Here is a 20,362-nt window from a genome sequence, read left to right on the forward strand (position 1 = left end):
AATTAATGAAAATTTCTTTAAATCCGTTCTTGCAGAATGGGAAAGATGGTTTGTCTCTACATGAACCGACTAATGGAACCCAGACTTCGGTGTTCAATAGGATTACTGACCCGTTCTATCTGTCAAGACCTCTATCACGATCATTGATGAAAATCAACCTAATTACCTTATTATTAGGGCTAGGTTTGTCTCAGGTAGATGCAAGCACCTATGCCCAGCAGGTCACACTAAAGCGTCAAAAGACGAGTTTAGAAGCTATTTTGAAAGATTTTGAGAAGCAGAGTGGCTATACGTTTTTTTATAAAAAAACAGATGTTACCCCCGTAAGAGGAATGAATGTCGATGTTAAAAACATGCCCTTAAATCAAGCCTTGAATCAAGTGCTTAAGGACGGTAATTTTACATTCGAGTATTTTGACAAAACTATTGTCATTAAAAAAGGGAGAGAGCTGAAATCGCAAGCAGCGGCCCGAGAACTGCCTCAGAACGTATTAAAAGTTGTTGAGGTTAATCTTCAGCGAGTCGTACGCGGCCGTGTATTGGACGAAAATGGAAAACCTATCAAGGGGGCTTCCATTCGCTTAAAATCAAATCCTAAACTAGCCGTAGCTAGTCAGGATGATGGAACATTTAACCTCCCAATAACTTCTCTAAATGAGATTGTGATTGTTTCTTATATGGGATATGAGATCCGAGAAGTGAAAGTCAGTCTTGAGCAGGATCGTATGCTTATTCGAATGAAGAGACAGGAAGAAGAAGTCGGAGAAGTTGTAGTGACGGGAATCACGCAACGAAAAAAAGATAGCTTTACTGGTGCTACAGCTTCATTTACAGGTGAAGAGCTAAAGATGGTAAACAATCAAAATGTGGTTGCAAGTTTAAGAGCTTTAGATCCTTCTTTTATTCAAATTGAAAACAATGCTTTGGGATCCAACCCTAATATGTTACCTAAGATTGAGTTGAGAGGACAAACAAGTATTCCAACATCCAGTTTGAAAAATGAATTTTCGACAGACCCCAATCAACCATTATTTATTTTAGATGGTTTTGAAACAAGCTTGCGGACCATTATGGACTTGGATATGAATATTATCCAGTCTGCAACTATTCTTAAGGATGCAGCTTCAACAGCAATTTATGGATCAAGAGCATCTAATGGAGTCATAGTAATAGAAACCATCAAGCCTAAACCAGGAAAGGTTCAATTGTCTTATAGTGCAGATATGCAGGTTCAGGCCCCAGATTTATCAAGTTATAACATGATGGATGCCGGAGAAAAATTGGAGTTTGAACGACTGTCTGGTAGATTTAATGCGAATCAAAACATCGTGAGTCAGCAAATGAAGTTAGATCAGCTTTATAATGATCGACTTGATAATGTTTTACGCGGAGTGAACACTTATTGGTTGGATAAGCCTTTGCAAACAGGGTTTTCACATCGTCATTCCGTTAGCGCTCGTGGTGGAGAAGGTGCAGTTGTGTTCGATATAGGATTGAACTATAAAAACACAAAAGGTGCAATGAAGTTATCCGGTCGTGAGGATTGGGGATCTAACATAAATTTGAATTATAGAACCGGAAAACTAAATGTCTCTAATAGAGCATATATTTCAGGATATACAGGAAGCGAGTCCCCCTATGGTAGTTTTTCAACATGGGTTAATGCAAATCCATATTTTGAAATGCTTCCTTCCGATGAAATGTATTTGTCTTACAAGACTACGACAAATGATTCAAGACAAGATATTACCAATGTTAATCCATTGTACAACGCTAGCTTGAAAAGTTTTGATAGAACAAAAAACTATCTTATTACGGATAACCTACAGTTCAATTACGATTTTACATCAGCTTTACGATTGACAGCAGGTGGACAGATTAGCAAAGGAAACACTACATCGGATGCTTTCTTATCTTCATTACACAGTAAGTTCGTTGGCGTAGATTATTCAAAAAGAGGAAGTCTAGATCATGCTGAGAATAGCTATTTTAGCTATACTGGAAATCTGATGCTCACCTATGCAAAAGTTATTAATAACGTACATTCAATAACAGCCAATATTCGTGGAGAGATTAATGAAACAATTAATGAATCGAATGGGTATACTGCGGTAGGATTTCCTTCTACAAGTAATGGTAATCCATCGTTTTCTAACGGTTTTAAGGTCGATTCTAAACCAGTTTCATTTAAAACGATTAGTCGAAGAAACTCTGTTCTCGGATCTGTAAACTATTCGTATGCTCAGAGGTATAACCTAGACTTTAATTATAATCTTGACGGCTCGACCAGTTTTGGGTCAAACAATTTATATTCACCCTACTATTCTTTTGGCGCTGGTTGGAATATAGATAAAGAGGATTTTTTTAAGGATATCAATTGGGTTAGTATGCTTCGTTTGAGAGGTAATATCGGTGTAACAGGAAATCAGAATTTTGGAAATGTAAGTCAATCCGTTTATAGCTATGTGACGGATCTTAATCGTTTTGGCGAGGGGATTTATCTTTCTGCACTAGGTGCGCCAGATTTGAAATGGCAACGAACAAAGCAAACAAGTGTAGGGTTAGATGCAGTATTGTTTAAGAACAAACTGAATGTTCAAGTGAATGCATATAATAAATTGACAGACCCTTTAGTTGTTGCTGTCACACTACCTTCTTCTACAGGATTGTCTGCTTATCCGTTTAATGCAGGAACGTTAAATTATAAAGGATTGGAAACAACTGTTAACTATTCGCCTATATACAAACCTGTAGATCGTATTGTTTTGACTTTTGGATTAACGGGTTCTATGCTTAAGTCTCGTTATGATAACTTCAACAATAAACTAAGCGCTTTAAATCAAGAAATGCGAGTAAGTAATTCGCTTACCCGCTATAAAGATGGCTATGGCCCCAATGATATTTGGGCGGTACAATCCCTTGGGATAGACCCGTCTTCTGGTCGAGAGATTTTTTTATCAGCAAATGGCGAACAAACATACAATTATAGTCCCGATGATGTTGTCAGGGTTGGGACAGCACAACCTTTGGCGGAGGGAGTATTACGAGGGAGTCTTACATATAAGGGCTTTACTGCAAATGTATTATTGCGATACATTTTCCAAAAAGATAATCTAAATACGGCTTTGTTTAACAAAGTGGAGAATATTTCATTAAAGAATGTAGAAAACAACCAAGATAAACGAGCGCTTTATGATCGTTGGCAGAAGCCAGGGGATATCTCGCAGTTTAAGGCGATTAGTATTACGAGTACGACACCGATATCTTCTCGTTTTGTTCAGAAGGAAAATACATTTAGTGGCGAATCTATTAGTCTTGGTTATGAGTTTAGGGATCAGAGGTGGCTGGATGGTTTGAAGTTATCAAATCTACGAATCAACACTTTTTTCAATGATATTTTTTATTCTTCAACAGTTAGAAGAGAACGGGGGATAGATTATCCTTTCACAAAAAATGTCTCGATGAGTATTTACGCAACTTTTAAATAAGAGAAATGAAAAAAATAATAATTCCAATAATTGTACTTTCAGTTTTGTTATCAGGTTGTACAAAGTGGCTAAATGTAAAGCCAGAGGATAAGTTTATTGAAGAAGAGGTTTTAGAAACACCACAAGGGTTTAAAGATGCTTTGAATGGTATCTACTTAAAACTTGGAAGTAATAATATGTATGGCAACGAGCTCAATCTCCGTACACTAGATCTGTTAGCACAACTTTATTACACAACTCCCTTGCACGACAAAACAACGCAACAATTAGTCGTTTATGACTATGGGCAGGATGAGGTTAAGAAAGCAATTGATAATATATGGACAAATATGTATGTCAATATTACAAATGTTAATCGTTTTCTTGAAAACTTAGAAACGTATGGTGCTGTTTTAGATGAGGTCTCTAAAAATATAATGAAAGGAGAAGGCCATGCAATTCGAGCATTTTTATATTTTGATCTTCTTCGCATGTTCGCTCCTAATTACGTTAATGATCCTCAAGCGATGTATATCCCGTATTATGATAAGACTGGGTATGAATCTGCGCCTTACTCCCCAAGCTCTTTTGTGGTCGATAAGATTTTATCGGATTTAAAAGTAGCAGAAGATATCTTAAAGGTTTATGATCCTGTTATGTTTATGGAAGTGGTTGATCAGACTAGGGGAATATATGAATTGGGAAGTATGCCCTATTTACAGTTTCGTAATTATCACATGAATTACTTTGCGGTCAAGGGACTTCAAGCTAGGGTCTTGTTGTATCAAGGGGATAAGTCTGCAGCTTTGGCTGCTGCAAAGGAAGTGATTGACAATCAGAAGAAATTTCCTTGGATTAAGTCCTCCAGTATAGGAGATAAAAGCACCGCTAATCGCGTTTTTTCTACAGAGCTTCTTTTTGCTTTCGAAAATCCAAAGTTGTATCAAATTTACGATAGTCAGTTTAGTGGTGCCCTGGATGATAAAGTTATTCTAAGTGCGGGAACTAACCCAAAGTTTTTGAACACCATTTTTGATAATTGGCCTAATGATTATCGCTATGGGAATATGTGGGACCAGACAGCAGGCAAGTCCTATCATGTATTTACCAAGTACAGAGATATTACAGCATCTAATAAATCAGAATATAATTTTAGATATACTGTGCCAGGTATACGAATTAGCGAGATTTTTTTAATTGCAGCAGAGTGTGAGACCGATGCAAGTCAAGGGTTAGCGTATTTAAATGAAGTTAGAAAGAATAGAAATTCTGATGCTTTAAGCAATGCTAACAACCTTAGTACAGATATTATGAAGGAATATAGAAAGGAGTTCTATGGAGAGGGGCAATTATGGTATTACTACAAACGGACAAACATGAGATCTATAATTTCTGCAGCTACGAATGCTCAGAAAGCTATAAACTTGGATCAGTATACTTTTCCGGTTCCGTTATCTGAAACTCAACCTAGATAATTTTGATTATGAATAATATTAATAAAATAATAATAGCTGTAGTATTTTTAGTTTGTATTACATCTTGCAAACAAGCGGAATTAGAATACCATTCAGCAAATAATACCATTCTATTTGAGGGAATAGATCAAACAGGTAATAAAGGGTATGTGCCTCAAGATACCAATAGCTTTTCCTTTGGTTATGTACCCGACAATATTAAAGATAGCCTATATTTTCTTTCCGTGTTTACAACAGGCGGACCACAGAGTATTGATAGACCCTATAAGATCGATTTTTCAAAGAATAGTACATTGAAAGAGGGTATTGATTATGAGTTATTGACTCCTCAATTTGTGATAAGATCTGGGGAGGTGAGAGATATCCTTGTTTTCAGATTATTGCGTACTCCAAAAATGCAAACAGATACGCTGTTTCTGGATATGAAACTTTTTCCCAATGAAAACTTTGAAACAGAGATGGTTAATCAGATTGTTGGCACAGGTATAAACAAGAAAAAGAAGAACTTTACAACGCATCATTTTACGGTAGATGATATTGCCGGAGCTCCTTGGTTTTGGGATCCAAAGAAGAATCCTAGTGCGACATCTTTGATGGGATATTTAGGCGATTTCAGTGCAAAGAAATTCCAAATCATGGCGAGTAGGTTTAATTGGGATCTTGATGTAGTAACGGCCGAGAAATATATGCCTGCCGCAAACCTTTTGGTTGCTTGGTCTAAAAGTATGCAGGTTTATCTGAACCAAATGGAGGCTATGGGGACTCCTGTTTATGAGGTCGATGGTATCACTCTGATGAAAATGGGTAAGTATGCACAATAAATTAAAAATTATGAAAAATACTATTATAGCTTTCAGTCTTTTAATTTTCAACATTTGTATTTTGAACTCCTGTAGAAAGGATTTGGGAAATTACGATTATTCTGAGCAGAACCATGTTCTCATTGAAAATATGGACGATAATTATCTTGGGTTTTCTGGGGTGGGATTAAAAATAAAGCCTGTATTGAAGCTAAGAGATGGGACTCCTTTTGATGAAAATAAATATTCTTATGAATGGTTCAGCTATGATTCTTTAGCCTCTAATGCGGACGTAAAAAAAGTGCTCAGTACAGAGAAAGATTTAGATATTCTGCTATCATTAGTACCATCTAAGTATGCCCTATTTTATCAGATAACAGATAAGGTAACAGGGTATTACTGGCAAAAGAAGGTTGGTTTAAGGGTCACGACGGAGATAGCAGACGGCTGGCTAGTTTTAAATGACATCAATAATGAAGCACGTCTAGATATGCTCGCGTTCAATGCGAAAACTACAGCGTATGACTCCTATTTTGATATTACAAAAGCAAGTGGAGATTGGAAAATAGAGGGAAAACCTTTGATGGTTCATTACGTTAGAAATTCAGAGATTTTAACGTCTAAGACCAGCGCAAGGGTATATGTGTCTACGGATAAATTAACTTATAGTATCAATAATCAGATATATACTTGGAATAACTATGGTAATTTAAAAGACGAGGTCATGCGCCCAACACCAACAAATTATCACGCAGTCAAATTTAGTTCGAGGGGTTCAGAATCTTATCTACTCGATAGTGAAGGGGTATTAAGCCGGGAAAATATTCCTCAAGCGACTTTATATGGACCTTCTTTAAACAGGTTGAGTACGGGAGGAATGATCGAAATAGCCCCATTTTTTGCAGATAAGAAAGCTTCACCAAATTATGCTGTAGTATTTGATGTAAAAACCAGACGCTTTTTAATTCACAAAGGAATGAATCAGGCACTTATCGTACCTACTTCTTCGACACCCGATACGTTTAAACCCGAAAATCTACAGAAAGACCTGGTGTTTTTAGCTTATGCTCCAATAACGAATGCTCAGTTTTATGCCCTTTTGAAGGATCCTGTTACAAAAAAGTTAAACTTGGTTCGTTTTATGGATAATGATACCGAGTTCGTTCTTCAGGGGGATGATGCCTTGGACGCAAGCTTGCCAATTGGTAATGCTGATTTTTATGAAGTTGATCCTACTTACGGCTATATAATGTACTCTGTCGGAGGGAAAGTATATCAGTATGATCCTTTTAATAAAGTAAATAAGTTGTTGATTGATAAAGGCAGTAGAACAATTTCATTAATTAAGTATCCTAGCCTATTTAACCGTTCTGACCGTTATCTTGAAATAGGGAAGAAACTGGTTGTATGTACGTACGATGAAAGCCAACCTACCAATTCCGGTAAAATGGAGCTCTACGATATAAGCTTATCAGGGGAGCCTCAATTATCAAAAACTTATGAAGGATTTGGTAAGATCGTAAGTGTTTCTTATCGTGAATAATGTATAGGAACTCTATTGTATGGTTTACCTTCCTTATACTTCAAGCCATACAATAGAGTTCGTGACTTCTAATTTAGAAAACAATGAAAAAAACAACATACCTATTATTTGTACTGACGTTATTTTTTACAGCTTTAAAAGCCCAAGAAGACCAATCTTTTAAAGGTTCGTTTGAAGCCTGTAAGGCACAGGCACAACAAGAGAATAAACTTATCCTGATCGATATGTATTTTGTCGGTTGTATGCCTTGTGCAGAGATGGATAAAAAAGTATTTCCAGATCCGCGAGTTCAGGCAGAAGTACAAAAGAATTTTATTCTATACAAAACCGATGTCATGAAAGAACAGGACGGCAAAAAGCTCGCCCGCAAGTATGGGGCAGGCGGTTTCCCGACCTATGTCATTCTGAATAAAGAGGGAAAAGCCATTATGATGGAATCTGGTTATTTTGGTGCCGATAGATTTGTGCCCCTTCTGCAAGAAGCCGTCCAACGCAATCAGGACAACCGTTATTTGGCATTTGACACCGACTTGGATAAAGAATACGCTGCAGCATACAGCGAGCGTTTTATTAAGACAGGAGTAAACCATCCTTTTTCAGAGCTGGAACCCTATTTAGCCCAACAAAAGGATTTGTTCAGCGAAGAAGCTTTTTTAGCCAATTCGGTCACTCAATTTCCGCAGTATAATGACTGGACATACGACAATCTGCCAAAGCTGCTTGACATGTATGGCGCCAACTTATTGAGGAACAAAATCAACAGCATAGCTAATATAAAGAGCCGTGCTTTCGGTAAAGAACAGGATAGTGACGCGTTAAGAAAAATGTTTAGCTACATTAGGCCTACTTTCAACGATCGTCTCTGGACTGTTTTTCTACCAGGCTTTGTTGCCGAGTTTTATAATGCTTCCAAAGATGCCAACACCTATTTTATGTTATTGGATGAATATCATCTTTATCCAAGATGGGAGGAGCGAAGCAATGCTCTGGGGCCAGTAATTATTGATCAGAAGAATAATCCAGTTATACTTAAAAAGATTCTGGCCGAGTATCAAGAACAAATTAACAAAGAGAAGCTTGAGTTTTCCGATCAGTATAAGCTTACGCTATTGTACATCTATTTGAAGGATTTTAAAATGGCCGAACAAGCCGTCGGTCAACTCTTAACAGATGATTTTAAAAACCCATATTATAAGATTACTAAAGAAAATGCAGAGGCAATGCGGGCTGCCATTCTGCGTAAGGATACCCAAGGTTTTGAGGCCCAGGTTTTGAAGCGACCTTTGGGATTCTCATTGGATTAGTCAAAAATCAAAAAGAAATAAACACAGATTATATATGGTCAAAAAGACAATTTTATTGTGCATAGCAGTATTCAGCCTGCTATTGACACAAGCACAGCAAGCCAGTAATATCAATGGAACGTTTAGTGCTGCTCCTTATCAGAAAGTAAGTCTCTTCAAGGTATACAACGGACGTCTGGTAGAGCTAGCTACTTCTACGCCTGGTAGTAAGGGGCAGTTTGCCTTTAGGTTTACGCCCGAATACGAAGGCCTCTACTTGGTGGGAGCAGGTTCTTCCCAGAACCAACAAGGACTTCACCGGTTCTATTTTAAAGGTGGCGAAGAACTCAATCTAATTCTTTCGAAACAGGGATACGAACTGACAGGTAAAAATAGCAAAGAGAATCAAGCACTTTACGCCTGGGACAAGCAGTCTGCAACTTTTAAGGGAAAAGGAACAAGCTTAGCTTCAATGACGACCTATGTAGATTTCTTTCCTGAGGTAGAGGGGTTTAAGAACAAAGTAGCAGAAATTGGAAAATCTGTGAAAACAGGAAATCCGAAGTTTGACACCTTATTCCCTCGTATAGTTGATTTCGACTTTGCATATTACACCATTTCGTACCTCTATATGCCCCGTACGGCACATCCTAGTAAAGAAGAAATGAGTGCATACTACACTTCATTCAATCCCGATAGATACCTGACCGACGAGTTGCTTACCCTTCCATACGGAGATCGCTTTATGAGTATTTTAGTGTTTAAAAAGGTCGATCTTTCTAGTAGACCGAGTTTTGAAGATCAGGTTGCTTCTATTCCTTCCGATATTTTGAAAGGTCAATTTGTTGTAAACCGTTTAGAAGGAGCACGTTCCTACAATGATTTTCTAGCGATGAGCGAGCAGTACGGAAAACACTTCACCTTAGAAGAGCAGAAGCAGCGTGTTTCAGCCGTTGGTGCCAAGCTCGTCGAGACCAAGACCGGAGTACCAGCATTCAAGTTTGCTTTCCCGGATGTTGATGGTAAGAAAATCGCATTAGATGACTTGAAAGGAAAAGTCATATTATTAGACCTATGGGCTACCTGGTGTGGGCCATGTCGTGCCGAAGAGCCCCATTGGGAGAAACTAAATGAAGAGTACAAAGATAAAGCAGTAGCATTTGTTGGTGTTTCTACAGATCAGGACAAGCCCAAATGGGAAAGCTACGTCAAAGAAAAACAATTAAAAGGGATTCAGATTCATGCAGGGGCCGGTAATGAGCTATCGAACGCTTACAAAGTCAACAGCATTCCTCGCTATATTCTAATTGATAAAGCGGGAAATCTGATTACAGCAGATAGCCCCCGTCCGTCCGATCCAAAGCTAAAGTCACTTTTGGACGAGTGGTTGAAGAAATAATAATTTCAAGAAGTATATTATGTAGAGAGGGACCATCTTAAGATGGCCCCTCTTTTTTATACCTTTTTCTTCCAGAAGTTCAATAACCCATTGCAGGCCGAGCCATCCAGCTCGAAGCTACGCGGGATTTCATTCCATCCGCCCCAATATGTTGCCAGCCGGGTACCTATAGGTAGCTGGTCGAGTTCATTTTTCAGAAACCGGGTATACACCCGATATAGATTCTTGTCTATAGGCACCTGTTCGTCAATAGGGCAAGAGGTATCTATATTTTCGTAGAAAGAGTTATAGAAATAAAATGCATCATAGTCCGAAAAGGTAATCTCAGCCATATTCGCGTGGATAAATTCCACATTTTGGATTTCGTATTTCTCGGCTATCTCTTTTGATAGTTTAGTCAGTGATTCGCGTTGTTCGACACCGTAGAACATACCATCGGTACAAGCAGCTCCCACGAGACAGAATTTGCCTACCCCAGCACCGATATCGAGCACTTTATTGTTCGGCTCCTGCACAAGATACTCTGCGGCTAGTTTTGCTACTGCGACTGGTGTCCAATGGCGATCAGCCAGTTCTCTAATATGTAAAGGGTACAGTTCATCAAATGTACTGTCTGCTACAGCGATATTTGCTCGTAGTGTTTTAAAAATCATGTGTTGGCTCCGTGCTTTTTAGGTCAGCAACTAAAAAATAACCCCTAATATAGTTGGTTTTTTTCCAATTGATGATATATAATGTATCACATAGATTACAGTCTTTTTGGTAGAAACGAATTTTAAAAATACTACCTTTATCCTTTAGATATGATGATAAAGAAGATTTTCATACTATTACTTGCTGTGATTGCTCTGTTTATGGGGCCACAGTACGCTATGGCACGAGCTGTCGTAGGAGTAAAGGTATGTTGTCAAAAGATGTCATCCCAAAAATCTTGCTGCAAAGATAAAGAAAAGAAAGCTACTCCTAAAAAACACTGCAAGGGTGATGGCAAAAGTTGCTCCTGCGGAGTTTCTATAGACGGCAAGACTTCTTTGTTTTTTCATGTAGCAGAGAGTGATGTTTTTTTTGAATTTTCTGAAAAACAGCAAAAGTATTTTTACCAAGATTTATTTCACAGCAGCGATGCACGTGCTATCTGGCTTCCTCCCAAAATAAGCTAATATTACGTTATGGACAGCCCATGGTCTGTCCTGTCCACACCTCTTTTTAGGTAAACATTCATTTTCAAGATCCTGTTATAACAACATTTCTGTAGCAGTGACTGCACAAAAACGTGCATCATGTCACCACTATCAGAGTTCGTTGTACACAGTTTGGGTATTCCATCCCGAAGGATCAGAATAAGTTAATGACCATTAAAAGACAAGTAAAATAGACATGAAATCAATACATACATTATGGGTAGTCGTATTTCTACTGTTAGCTGTTCCGCGTTCTTATGCACAGCTGAAAGTAGGAGATTCACTACCAGATATTACATTACAGAATGATAAAAATCTCGATATCACACTTCGATCCTTTGAAGGAAAGACTGTTTTGGTAGATTTTTGGGCTTCTTGGTGTCTGCCCTGCAGAAAGGCCAACAAGCATCTTGTAAAACTGTACGATAAGTACAAAGACAAAAATTTTGAAATTGTAGGGATCTCTATCGACACCGACAGTACGAAATGGCTTAAAGCTATCCAGCAGGACCGATTAAAGCATCAGCAATTGATCGATCCCAAGGGATTTGATGCGCCGTCCGCCCTGCTCTTTGGTGTCGATGCTTTACCGGCAGCTTATCTGTTTGACCCATCTGGCAAACTGGTCGCGATCAACCCTACAGAAGAACAAATCATTTCACAAATTAAAAAATAAGATAACGATGAAATATCCATGTAGCAGAATTGCACAAACACGCATGACCGCGAAGCAGCATGCTCACCAATTACAATACATCGTGCATAAAACAATTTGGATATTCCATATGGCCGTTAAAGAACAAATTATACACATATGAAAACGATTAAAATAAAATCATTTATAGCAGCTTTTGCATTATTATTCACTAGCGTTGCAGGTTATTCACAGATTTCAAAAGTAGATATCATGGCTACAGGGCTTACTTGCTCGATGTGCTCCAATGCCATCAATAAGCAGTTAAAATCCTTATCCCAGATATCCGATGTCGCGACAGATCTGAATACCAATACATTTACGATTTCTTTCAATGATAATCAAACCGTAAGCCCTAAGGTGTTAAAAGATGCTGTAGAAAAAGCCGGCTTTTTTGTAGGTTCCATGGTGTTGACCCTATCACCTGAAGCAACCGCTGCGCAGCAAGTTGCTGTAGGAGACGACTCTTTAGTATTTATTGATGATAAGAAAGCAGGTTCAAACCAGTACAGAGTCGTTGATAAAGGTTTCGTAACACAGAAAGAGTACAAGAAGCTAGCAAAAACTTACGCAAAGCATGGCAGCTATTCATCAGAAAACGATAAAGTATACCATATAGTAGCATTATAATATGAGGTATATAGTCCTATTTTTTTTCGTATGCAGCACTATAAGCACATACGCACAGGAGTTATTTGTAGTTACAGAACCGGCCAGCAATGTGCCGGCCGGTTCACTTAGCGTGCGCGTAGGTCAATCATTAATCAAGAATGACCTAAAAGATAATCATATCTACGGGCTATCTCCCGAAGTAACGTGGGGTATTAATAAAAGTCTTATGGTCCGTGCTTCCAGCTATTTTGACAATGCCGCAAATGGCATGAACCTAGCCGGTGCCAGCGCCTATGCCAAGTATCGTTTCTATTCTGTAGATGATCTACAGAGTCATTTCAGGATGGCGGCCTTCGGTAGATACAGTTGGAACAAGAGCGCCATCCATCAGGAGTCAATAGATCTTATGGGCAAGAATTCAGGTATTGAAGTCGGTCTTGTTGCCACACAGCTTATCAAGAAGCTTGCGCTTAGCTCCAATGTGAGCTACGGACGTGCCTTTGACAATGACGGCAACGACTTTCCAGAACTATACAGCAAAGATGCCATCAACTATACTTTTTCAGCAGGAAGATTGATGTATCCCAACCGCTATAAGAGCTACAAGCAGACCAATATCAATGCCATGGTCGAACTAGTAGGGCAGACCATTCTTAAGAATGGCCGTTCCTATATGGACATTGTGCCTGCGGTACAGTTTATCATCAATAGTCAGGCACGGATCGATGTGGCGTACCAAAAGCAACTTTATGGTTCTGTATATCGTCCAGTAAAAGATGGCGTATTTCTAAAATTGGAGTACACGTTTTTTAACGTAACCAAATAGTTGTATTTTTATTAGTTGTTATTTAGGGCGGTTTTATTAAACTGCCCTAAGTTGTTTTAAGCATGCCCCTTTTTATTCTTTTCAGTAATGCACCACAATCTCCCTGGAGATCATTTACTGTGTATCCCTTGCTTGTCATTCCTGAAAATTATAATTCCTCTCCCTATTCACCAATAATATTGTTGGTACCACGAATATATGATATAGGTTTCTTGTTTATGGTCAAGTGTATCTATTTCCCGGTCATTCCGCGTTAGTCTTGAGATTGGGAATAGGAGAGCCCTTATGAAGGTTATGAAAGTGAATTTGTATTAGAAATTTTACTTCATCATAAGTTTTTATACTTTTGTTGCAACTGCACTAACAGTTCATAAACAACAACACGACTATCTTAGGTGACTGGTTATTCGGAATATCATATATTGGCGCAACTGCGGGATGGGGATCACGGTGCTTTTGAGCAGCTTTATGATGTCCATAAAATTCAGCTTACAGCCAGTGTGCTGAGGCTGGTAAGGTCTCCGGAGCTGGCCGAGGAAGTGATCCAGGAGACATTTGTGTCCCTTTGGGAAGCCCGCGCCAGAGTAGACCCTTCCAAGCCATTGCTACCCTATCTCTATACGATCTCTGCCAATAAAACAAAGAATATATTCCGCAAATCAGTCTCTGATACCAAAGTGAGAGATGAGTTACTAACGACTTTTGAAGAAAGTTATAATCCCATAATGGACAGTATATTCCGGAAAGAGTACGAGGTACTGGTAGATAGTCTTTTGGCTAAGCTCACCCCTCAACAATCGGCGGTATATAGACTGTGCAAGCTGGAGAATAAAAGCTACCAGGAGGTGAGCCAGCTGCTGGGCATAGCCGAAGGTACCGTCAATGTCCACATACGCGAAGCCAACCGGACTTTAAAGAGCCTGATTGCTACGCGGGCAGACCTTTTATTGCTGTTAATCACTTTTTTTCATTTTTCTTAAAATTTATCTACCTGCTTTTGTACTGTTGTGTGTATTACTAATATACAAGCCGTAAACAATAGATGAACGCTAACCAAGAATTTGAGGATCTGTTTACCCATCTGGCCAATGGCACGATTACCAAGCCACAGCTAGATCGGTTGATAAGCCTTATCGAACAACATGATTTTGATCAGGAATTGGTCCATAGGCTAAAACTGGAGCTAGAGCAACCCACGCTATTGCAGGAGTCTGCTTTGGTGGATAGTATCGCCTCCAGAGCTAGAGCCAATATCATGGAGCGCACTGCAGTAAGAACCAAGACACGACGTATCCCTCGGTCCATAATATGGTGGGCAGCCTCTATTTTGGTGGTCAGCGGGCTCACTGTCCAATACTTTAAGCAGGTTGATACTGTTGTGCCCGCAGAAGAGCGGGGAGCGTATGTTGCTGTTCAGGATATTGCTCCAGGCGGCAATAATGCCGTCTTAACACTCTCCAATGGAAAGACTTTCGTCCTTGATTCGACAGAACAGCAATTGGTAAGCCAGAATGGGGCTATCGGATACGACGGTGGTAAGGACCTACTCGCGTTGAAAGATTCCGTTTATCAGCTTACGCTGGCCACACCGCGTCGGGGGCAATATCAGGCCTTACTTCCCGATGGTACACGCGTATGGCTAAATGCCGAATCTAAGATCAATTATCCATCGCGCTTCGACAGAGATAACCGGGTGGTATCGGTCGAGGGTGAAGCCTACTTTGAAGTTGCAAAAAAACAGGGTTCAAAATTCATCGTACAGCTCCAGGGAGGAAGCCAGGTAGAGGTATTGGGAACACATTTCAATATTAACGCTTATTCCAACTTTTCGGACATCAAGACTACGCTGTTAGAAGGAAGTGTACGCGTGGTATCGCCCGACCGGGCACATGTCATGCTTAGGCCAAATGAACAAGCTGCGCAGAAGAGGAATGGAAACGCTATCCGTGTGAATAGGGTGAATGTAGATGATATCGTAGCCTGGAAAAACAATAAGTTCAATTTTGACGGATTACGTTTTGAAGAAATAATGAGCCAGATCGAACGCTGGTATGATATTGAGGTGGAATACAAGAACGAAATTCCGAAAGTCGAATTCTATGGTGAGATCGGCCGGCAGAATACCTTGCTCTATGTACTCAAGGTATTTGAAAACTCGGGTATAAAACTACAGCTTAAAGGGAATAAGCTCTTGGTCTACTGACTAGGAGAAGACACCCAAAAATAAAAACAATAACTAACTAACAACTAACAATTTATTATGAATGGAAATTTAGACGTTCTAAGAGGGCTAGCTTCTGCTGTGTGGAGATCGAGCAGGTTCTTGTCAAGGACAAAAATTCTACTCTTGGCCTCATCTGTTATGTTTATGTCTATGGGCATAGCACAGGTGATCCATATCGAGGGGAGAAATATGTCGCTCCGGCAGATCCTCGATGAGCTAAAAAAGCAATCCGGCTATTCGGTATTTATCCGCAAAGATGTATTGGATAATGCAAGCACTATTAATTTACAGAAAAAAAACAGGACAGTAGAAGAGCTGTTGGAAGAAGTTACCAGAGGACAGCAGTTGGATTATCAGATCAAAGGCAAAGAGATCGTATTGTCCAAGAAAGCGACTGCTCCTCAAGCTGTACAAAAGACCTCCCGTAGCACTGTCGAGTTGGATGCGCAGCAGGAGACCGTCGTTCGTGGAGTTCTCGTAGATACGGAGGGCAAACCTGTAGCTAAGGCAACTGTTAGCAGTAAGAGCACAGGAACTAAAGTCGAGTCCGATGCATCAGGTCGGTTCCAGATCAAAGTGAGCTTGCCGGATGAACTACTTGTCTCTTATATAGGATTTGCACCTAAAAGGGTGGCAGTTGCCGATACTAAAGCGTTACGTATTACATTACAGTCTACAGCTGTCGCTGTTGAAGATGTTGTTGTGACTGGGATATTTGAGAGACCTGAAGGGAATTTTACAGGAGCTGTCACTTCGATCAGTGGCGCGGAGTTAAAAAATGTGAGTTCCAGTAATGTTTTTGCTGCTATTAGTGCGTTAGACCCCGCGTTTCGAATAGTACCTAACAATGCAGTAGGAGGTAATATTAATGAGATGCCTGAAATACAGATCCGTGGTGCTAATTCAATGCCTAATCTGAGTGGTGAGCTTTCCGCAAATCCCAATGCCCCTTTATTCATATTAGACGGTTTCGAAGTTACTTTACAAAGAGTAGTCGATCTAGATATGAATATGATCCAGTCCATTACCATTCTAAAGGATGCTTCGGCTACTTCAATCTATGGTTCTAGAGGAGCCAATGGGGTACTGGTGATTACATCGGTAGCTCCCAAACCAGGAAAGATACAAGTTACTTTCAACAATGATTTTAGATTGACTACGCCAGATCTTTCCGTCTACAATTTACTTAATGCGCGTGAAAAACTTGATTTTGAAAAACGAGTGGGCTTTTATACTGCAGAGCAGGGCAATAGACAGTATATCTTGGATCAGGTGTACAATGACCGTGCTGCCGCTATTGCGAGCGGTGTTGATACCGATTGGCTCGGGTTCCCCACACAAGTAGGAACGAGTAATAGAAGCACGTTATATTTACAGGGAGGGGACGAGTATATCCGTTATGGTTTGCAGCTTTCTGGCGATTTTCAAAACGGTGTTATGAAAGGGCAGAAGCGGAATAATTATTCCGGCCAATTTGATTTGACATATAATGTCAAGAATCTTCGTTTTCAGAACTCTATCCGTATTTTTCAAAATACCTCTAATGAATCGCCATATGGCTCTTTTGCACAATATGCCCGTATGAACCCCTATTGGAGACCATTTGATAGTAATGGCCTTCCAAATCAAATCTTGGAGAGTAATACCTTTGGAACCTTCACTAACCCACTGTATGATGCGACTTTGAATACGTTGGATAAGTCACAATACTTCGGGATTTCCAATAATTTAAAAGTTAGGTGGAATATTATGCAAGGGCTGCACGCAGAAACGAGTTTTAGCTTGAATAAGCAAAATGGCTCATCCGATCAGTTTTATCCAGCACAGCACTCTAAGTTTACCGGTGTCACAAATGTAAATGAAAAGGGTTCTTATGACGTAAGGAATGATAATTCACTAGGATACGAGAGTTTGACTACGCTAAACTATACAAAAAACATTAATAAGCACTTAATCTATTCGACTCTAGGTTTTAACATAGCGAGCAATTCAAATAATTATTATTCCATTAGTACCGTTGGCTTTCCTTTTGATCGTCTAGACAATCTTTTGTTTGCCAATCAGTATAAACCCAATACCCGACCTATAGGAGACGAAAGTACGGTTCGTAGATTAGGATATTTATTTAATGCCAATTATGCCTACGACAATCGGTATTTGCTTGATTTTTCGGCCCGTCGGGACGGTTCATCGCAATTTGGTTCAGACAAACGTTACGGATCATTTTGGTCCACAGGTATAGGTTGGAATATCCATAATGAAGACTTCTTTGTTAAGAATGAACAGATCAATCGATTAAAAATAAGAGCAAGCTACGGGTCGACAGGTTCGTTGAATATTCCCGCATATCGTGCGCAAACCCGTTATAGTTTCGGTGTGGACAATGTATACGATGGCGAGTTAGGTGCTGCTATTATGGGATTGGGTAATCGAGAATTGAGCTGGCAAGAAGTGAAAACATTAAATCTAGGTACAGATGTCACCTTATTTAAAGAGCGTTTGGATATACGTTTCGAATATTATAGAAGCTTGACCGACAATACTATTACTAATGTCTCATTGGCTCCATCTAATGGTTTTTCGGATTATGCTGAGAACTTAGGAAAGATCCAGAATACGGGGTTCGAGTTTTCAGGGCGCTATAAGATCATTGACAATAAAAAGGAAGGAATTCTGTGGTCTGTCAATGTAGGCGCTATCACCAATAAGAATATATTGAAAGAACTGTCTAATAAACTCAAGCTGACTAATGCCAATACCAATGCGGCCAATACAAAACAAAGAGCACCTAATATTATGCTTGAAGAAGGGCAGGCTATCAACTCGATTTTTGTCGTTCCATCCTTGGGGGTAGATCCTATTACAGGAGCAGAGGTATTGTTGAAAAAAGATGGCAGTACCACATTTACTTGGGCGGCTGCAGACAAAGTCGCTTATGGTGTTACTGATCCTAAATGGAATGGTGTATTCGGTACGAATTTGAACTATAAAGGTTTTGAACTCGGGATGATATTCAATTATCGTGTTGGTGGGCAGATGTACAATCAGACTCTAGTTGACAAGGTACAAGGTGCCGATACCAAGTACAATGTGGATCGTAGAGCTTATGATCTGGGTTGGACGAAACCTGGCGATGAATCTATGTTTACCAAATTTGGGACTACAGAGGTAATTACCAAGTTGAGTTCTAGATTCGTACAGGATGACAATGTGCTTAGCCTAAGCTCCGCTTCCTTGGGATACAATTTCTATAGACATGCTTTTGTGAAAAGGATAGGCTTGAATAGCTTCAGTCTAGTAGCTATTACTAACGATTTATTCACTTTGAGCTCTATTCAGGTAGAACGTGGTACCAACAATCCTTTTGCTCGTACATTCTCCCTTTCCTTAAGAGCTGGTTTTTAATGATTAATTCGAATAAAATGAAAATAACCACTAAAATATTCGCCATCCTTAGCCTTTTGTTTTTTGGCACAGGGTGTAATAATTACCTTGAAGTAGACCCTAAATCTACAATTGGTCAAGAGCAATTGTTTAGTTCCGAAGTTGGCTTCCAGCAGGCTCTGACAGGTGTATATTCACAGGTCGCATCCAAGTCCTTGTATGGAGATAATATGTCCATGGGTTTTGTGAGCATGATCGGACAAAATTATAGTCCGAATGCTAGTTTGTTTCCTTTTAAACAGACCGTAGCGCTTAATTTTAAGACTGGTGACGCTATTTCTTTCGTATCATCTATCTGGTCGAGTGCTTATAAAGCTATTGCAGGGACCAATACGATTTTAGCAGAAATCGATGCCAAGAAAAGCATCTTCACAGAAAATAATTATGCATTGGTAAAAGGCGAAACTCTAGGACTACGGGCCTATTTACATTTTGATTTGTTGAGACTCTATGGTGCGAATTTTGCTACTAATTCCAGCAAAAAGTCTATTCCATATCGTACCGTATCAAATGCGCTTTCTAAAGTCCCTTCCACTGTCGATGAGGTATCTGCTTTAGTGTTAGAAGATTTGCTTGAAGCAGAACAGCTGTTGAAAAACACAGACGCTATGGTTCTTGGTGTGAATAAGAATAGACGATTCAAAATGAACTATTACGCCATCAAAGGATTACAAGCGCGTGTATACCTTTTCAGAGGAGATAAAGTTAATGCTGCAAAAGCGGCAAAGGAGGTCGTAGAGTCAGGCAAATTTGCTTTTGTCACTTCGGATGAAATAAATGCAAATCCAGGAAGCCGTGATCGTCTTTTTTCTAATGAACATGTTTTCGCTTTGCGTGTCAAAAATATCAAAGAGTGGGTCGAAGGTTCCCGAGCATATTTTAAGATTGTTCCAAGCGATTCTCGTTACTCTTTGACGAGAACTGAAGTCGATTTTAAAACACTGTATGAAGTTGACAAAAACGGATCAACCGATATTCGGAGTTCGAAATTATTAGAAACGGAAGGCACAACTATTTTTTGTTCTAAATTTTGGCAGACTTCCGTATTGGGCAGTGGGCAGACAGAAATTGATCGGTTAGATCAGACAGTACCATTAGTGAGATTGTCCGAGATGTATTATATACTAGCCGAAACCGCTGCGACACCAGCGGAGGGGTTAGTCTATTTGAATAAGGTAAGGGTCAATCGTGTTCTGCCAGAGATTTTATCTACAGGTTTCACATCACAGAATCTCGAAGCAGAGATTCTTAAAGAATACCAAAAAGAGTTTTATGCGGAGGGACAGTTATTTTTCTATTACAAACGTAAACTGACTGTACGTATGCTTTTTGGTGCGAAGAATCTGAGCGAAACCAACTATATCGTTCCTGTGCCAGACAATGAGTTAGAGTTCAATCCTAATTACAATTAATT

General features: G+C 39.5%; 15 protein-coding genes. 14 read left to right on the forward strand and 1 reads right to left on the reverse strand.

All coding sequences use genetic code 11. The features are described 5' to 3' along the window. Positions 1 to 5 precede the first annotated feature (5 nt). From CLV99_RS22675 to CLV99_RS22700, 6 genes are all read left to right on the forward strand, one after another. On the forward strand, positions 6 to 3,488 hold the full coding sequence (locus CLV99_RS22675) for a SusC/RagA family TonB-linked outer membrane protein (RefSeq protein ID WP_133586813.1): 3,483 nt from the start codon (positions 6 to 8) through the stop codon (positions 3,486 to 3,488). Between the two features lie 5 nt (positions 3,489 to 3,493). After that, positions 3,494 to 4,942 (forward strand): RagB/SusD family nutrient uptake outer membrane protein, encoded by a 1,449-nt coding sequence (locus CLV99_RS22680; RefSeq protein ID WP_133586814.1) that lies wholly within the window; start codon positions 3,494 to 3,496, stop codon positions 4,940 to 4,942. 8 nt (positions 4,943 to 4,950) lie between these two features. Next, complete coding sequence (locus CLV99_RS22685) at positions 4,951 to 5,763, forward strand: DUF4843 domain-containing protein (RefSeq protein WP_133586815.1); 813 nt, start codon at positions 4,951 to 4,953, stop codon at positions 5,761 to 5,763. A gap of 10 nt (positions 5,764 to 5,773) precedes the next feature. Continuing rightward, positions 5,774 to 7,285: a PKD-like family lipoprotein gene (locus CLV99_RS22690; RefSeq protein ID WP_162850195.1), complete on the forward strand. Its 1,512-nt coding sequence runs from the start codon at positions 5,774 to 5,776 to the stop codon at positions 7,283 to 7,285. Between the two features lie 83 nt (positions 7,286 to 7,368). Beyond that, a complete protein-coding gene (locus CLV99_RS22695) occupies positions 7,369 to 8,589 on the forward strand; it encodes a thioredoxin family protein (protein WP_133586817.1) in 1,221 nt (406 codons plus the stop codon). Between the two features lie 34 nt (positions 8,590 to 8,623). Continuing rightward, positions 8,624 to 9,967, forward strand: coding sequence for a TlpA family protein disulfide reductase (locus CLV99_RS22700; RefSeq protein ID WP_133586818.1), 1,344 nt, complete (start codon positions 8,624 to 8,626; stop codon positions 9,965 to 9,967). A gap of 56 nt (positions 9,968 to 10,023) precedes the next feature. On the opposite strand, the gene CLV99_RS22705 is transcribed toward CLV99_RS22700, so the two are convergent. Next, on the reverse strand, positions 10,024 to 10,620 hold the full coding sequence (locus CLV99_RS22705; RefSeq protein ID WP_133586819.1) for a methyltransferase domain-containing protein: 597 nt from the start codon (positions 10,618 to 10,620) through the stop codon (positions 10,024 to 10,026). Between the two features lie 150 nt (positions 10,621 to 10,770). Here CLV99_RS22705 and CLV99_RS22710 point away from each other — a divergent pair, with 150 nt between their 5' ends. From CLV99_RS22710 to CLV99_RS22745, 8 genes are all read left to right on the forward strand, one after another. Further along, complete coding sequence (locus CLV99_RS22710; protein ID WP_133586820.1) at positions 10,771 to 11,127, forward strand: hypothetical protein; 357 nt, start codon at positions 10,771 to 10,773, stop codon at positions 11,125 to 11,127. Between the two features lie 217 nt (positions 11,128 to 11,344). Then, the gene (locus tag CLV99_RS22715; protein ID WP_133586821.1) at positions 11,345 to 11,824 is read left to right on the forward strand and encodes a TlpA family protein disulfide reductase; all 480 of its coding nucleotides are present in this window, start codon (positions 11,345 to 11,347) and stop codon (positions 11,822 to 11,824) included. A 138-nt stretch (positions 11,825 to 11,962) separates the two neighbouring features. Beyond that, positions 11,963 to 12,472, forward strand: a complete 510-nt coding sequence (locus tag CLV99_RS22720) for a heavy-metal-associated domain-containing protein (protein ID WP_133586822.1) — start codon at positions 11,963 to 11,965, stop codon at positions 12,470 to 12,472. A 1-nt stretch (position 12,473) separates the two neighbouring features. Beyond that, entirely contained in the window at positions 12,474 to 13,280 is an 807-nt protein-coding gene (locus CLV99_RS22725) for a hypothetical protein (protein WP_133586823.1), read from the forward strand. 395 nt (positions 13,281 to 13,675) lie between these two features. Then, on the forward strand, positions 13,676 to 14,260 hold the full coding sequence (locus tag CLV99_RS22730) for an RNA polymerase sigma factor (RefSeq protein ID WP_133586824.1): 585 nt from the start codon (positions 13,676 to 13,678) through the stop codon (positions 14,258 to 14,260). 62 nt (positions 14,261 to 14,322) lie between these two features. Further along, positions 14,323 to 15,483 (forward strand): FecR family protein, encoded by a 1,161-nt coding sequence (locus CLV99_RS22735; protein ID WP_133586825.1) that lies wholly within the window; start codon positions 14,323 to 14,325, stop codon positions 15,481 to 15,483. 57 nt (positions 15,484 to 15,540) lie between these two features. Then, positions 15,541 to 18,909, forward strand: coding sequence for a SusC/RagA family TonB-linked outer membrane protein (locus CLV99_RS22740; protein WP_133586826.1), 3,369 nt, complete (start codon positions 15,541 to 15,543; stop codon positions 18,907 to 18,909). A gap of 17 nt (positions 18,910 to 18,926) precedes the next feature. After that, complete coding sequence (locus CLV99_RS22745) at positions 18,927 to 20,360, forward strand: RagB/SusD family nutrient uptake outer membrane protein (protein ID WP_162850196.1); 1,434 nt, start codon at positions 18,927 to 18,929, stop codon at positions 20,358 to 20,360. Positions 20,361 to 20,362: the final 2 nt, after the last annotated feature.

The organism is Sphingobacterium yanglingense, assembly GCF_004363245.1.
Taxonomy (GTDB): Bacteria; Bacteroidota; Bacteroidia; order Sphingobacteriales; family Sphingobacteriaceae; genus Sphingobacterium; species Sphingobacterium yanglingense.

What these genes read in the sequence shown, in the direction of transcription:
- CLV99_RS22675 (WP_133586813.1), top strand. Translation starts at nt 6, where the DNA reads ATGAAAATTTCTTTAAATCCGTTCTTGCAGAATGGGAAAGATGGTTTG.
- CLV99_RS22680 (WP_133586814.1), top strand. Translation starts at nt 3,494, where the DNA reads ATGAAAAAAATAATAATTCCAATAATTGTACTTTCAGTTTTGTTATCA.
- CLV99_RS22685 (WP_133586815.1), top strand. Translation starts at nt 4,951, where the DNA reads ATGAATAATATTAATAAAATAATAATAGCTGTAGTATTTTTAGTTTGT.
- CLV99_RS22690 (WP_162850195.1), top strand. Translation starts at nt 5,774, where the DNA reads ATGAAAAATACTATTATAGCTTTCAGTCTTTTAATTTTCAACATTTGT.
- CLV99_RS22695 (WP_133586817.1), top strand. Translation starts at nt 7,369, where the DNA reads ATGAAAAAAACAACATACCTATTATTTGTACTGACGTTATTTTTTACA.
- CLV99_RS22700 (WP_133586818.1), top strand. Translation starts at nt 8,624, where the DNA reads ATGGTCAAAAAGACAATTTTATTGTGCATAGCAGTATTCAGCCTGCTA.
- CLV99_RS22705 (WP_133586819.1), bottom strand. Translation starts at nt 10,620, where the DNA reads ATGATTTTTAAAACACTACGAGCAAATATCGCTGTAGCAGACAGTACA.
- CLV99_RS22710 (WP_133586820.1), top strand. Translation starts at nt 10,771, where the DNA reads ATGATGATAAAGAAGATTTTCATACTATTACTTGCTGTGATTGCTCTG.
- CLV99_RS22715 (WP_133586821.1), top strand. Translation starts at nt 11,345, where the DNA reads ATGAAATCAATACATACATTATGGGTAGTCGTATTTCTACTGTTAGCT.
- CLV99_RS22720 (WP_133586822.1), top strand. Translation starts at nt 11,963, where the DNA reads ATGAAAACGATTAAAATAAAATCATTTATAGCAGCTTTTGCATTATTA.
- CLV99_RS22725 (WP_133586823.1), top strand. Translation starts at nt 12,474, where the DNA reads ATGAGGTATATAGTCCTATTTTTTTTCGTATGCAGCACTATAAGCACA.
- CLV99_RS22735 (WP_133586825.1), top strand. Translation starts at nt 14,323, where the DNA reads ATGAACGCTAACCAAGAATTTGAGGATCTGTTTACCCATCTGGCCAAT.
- CLV99_RS22740 (WP_133586826.1), top strand. Translation starts at nt 15,541, where the DNA reads ATGAATGGAAATTTAGACGTTCTAAGAGGGCTAGCTTCTGCTGTGTGG.
- CLV99_RS22745 (WP_162850196.1), top strand. Translation starts at nt 18,927, where the DNA reads ATGAAAATAACCACTAAAATATTCGCCATCCTTAGCCTTTTGTTTTTT.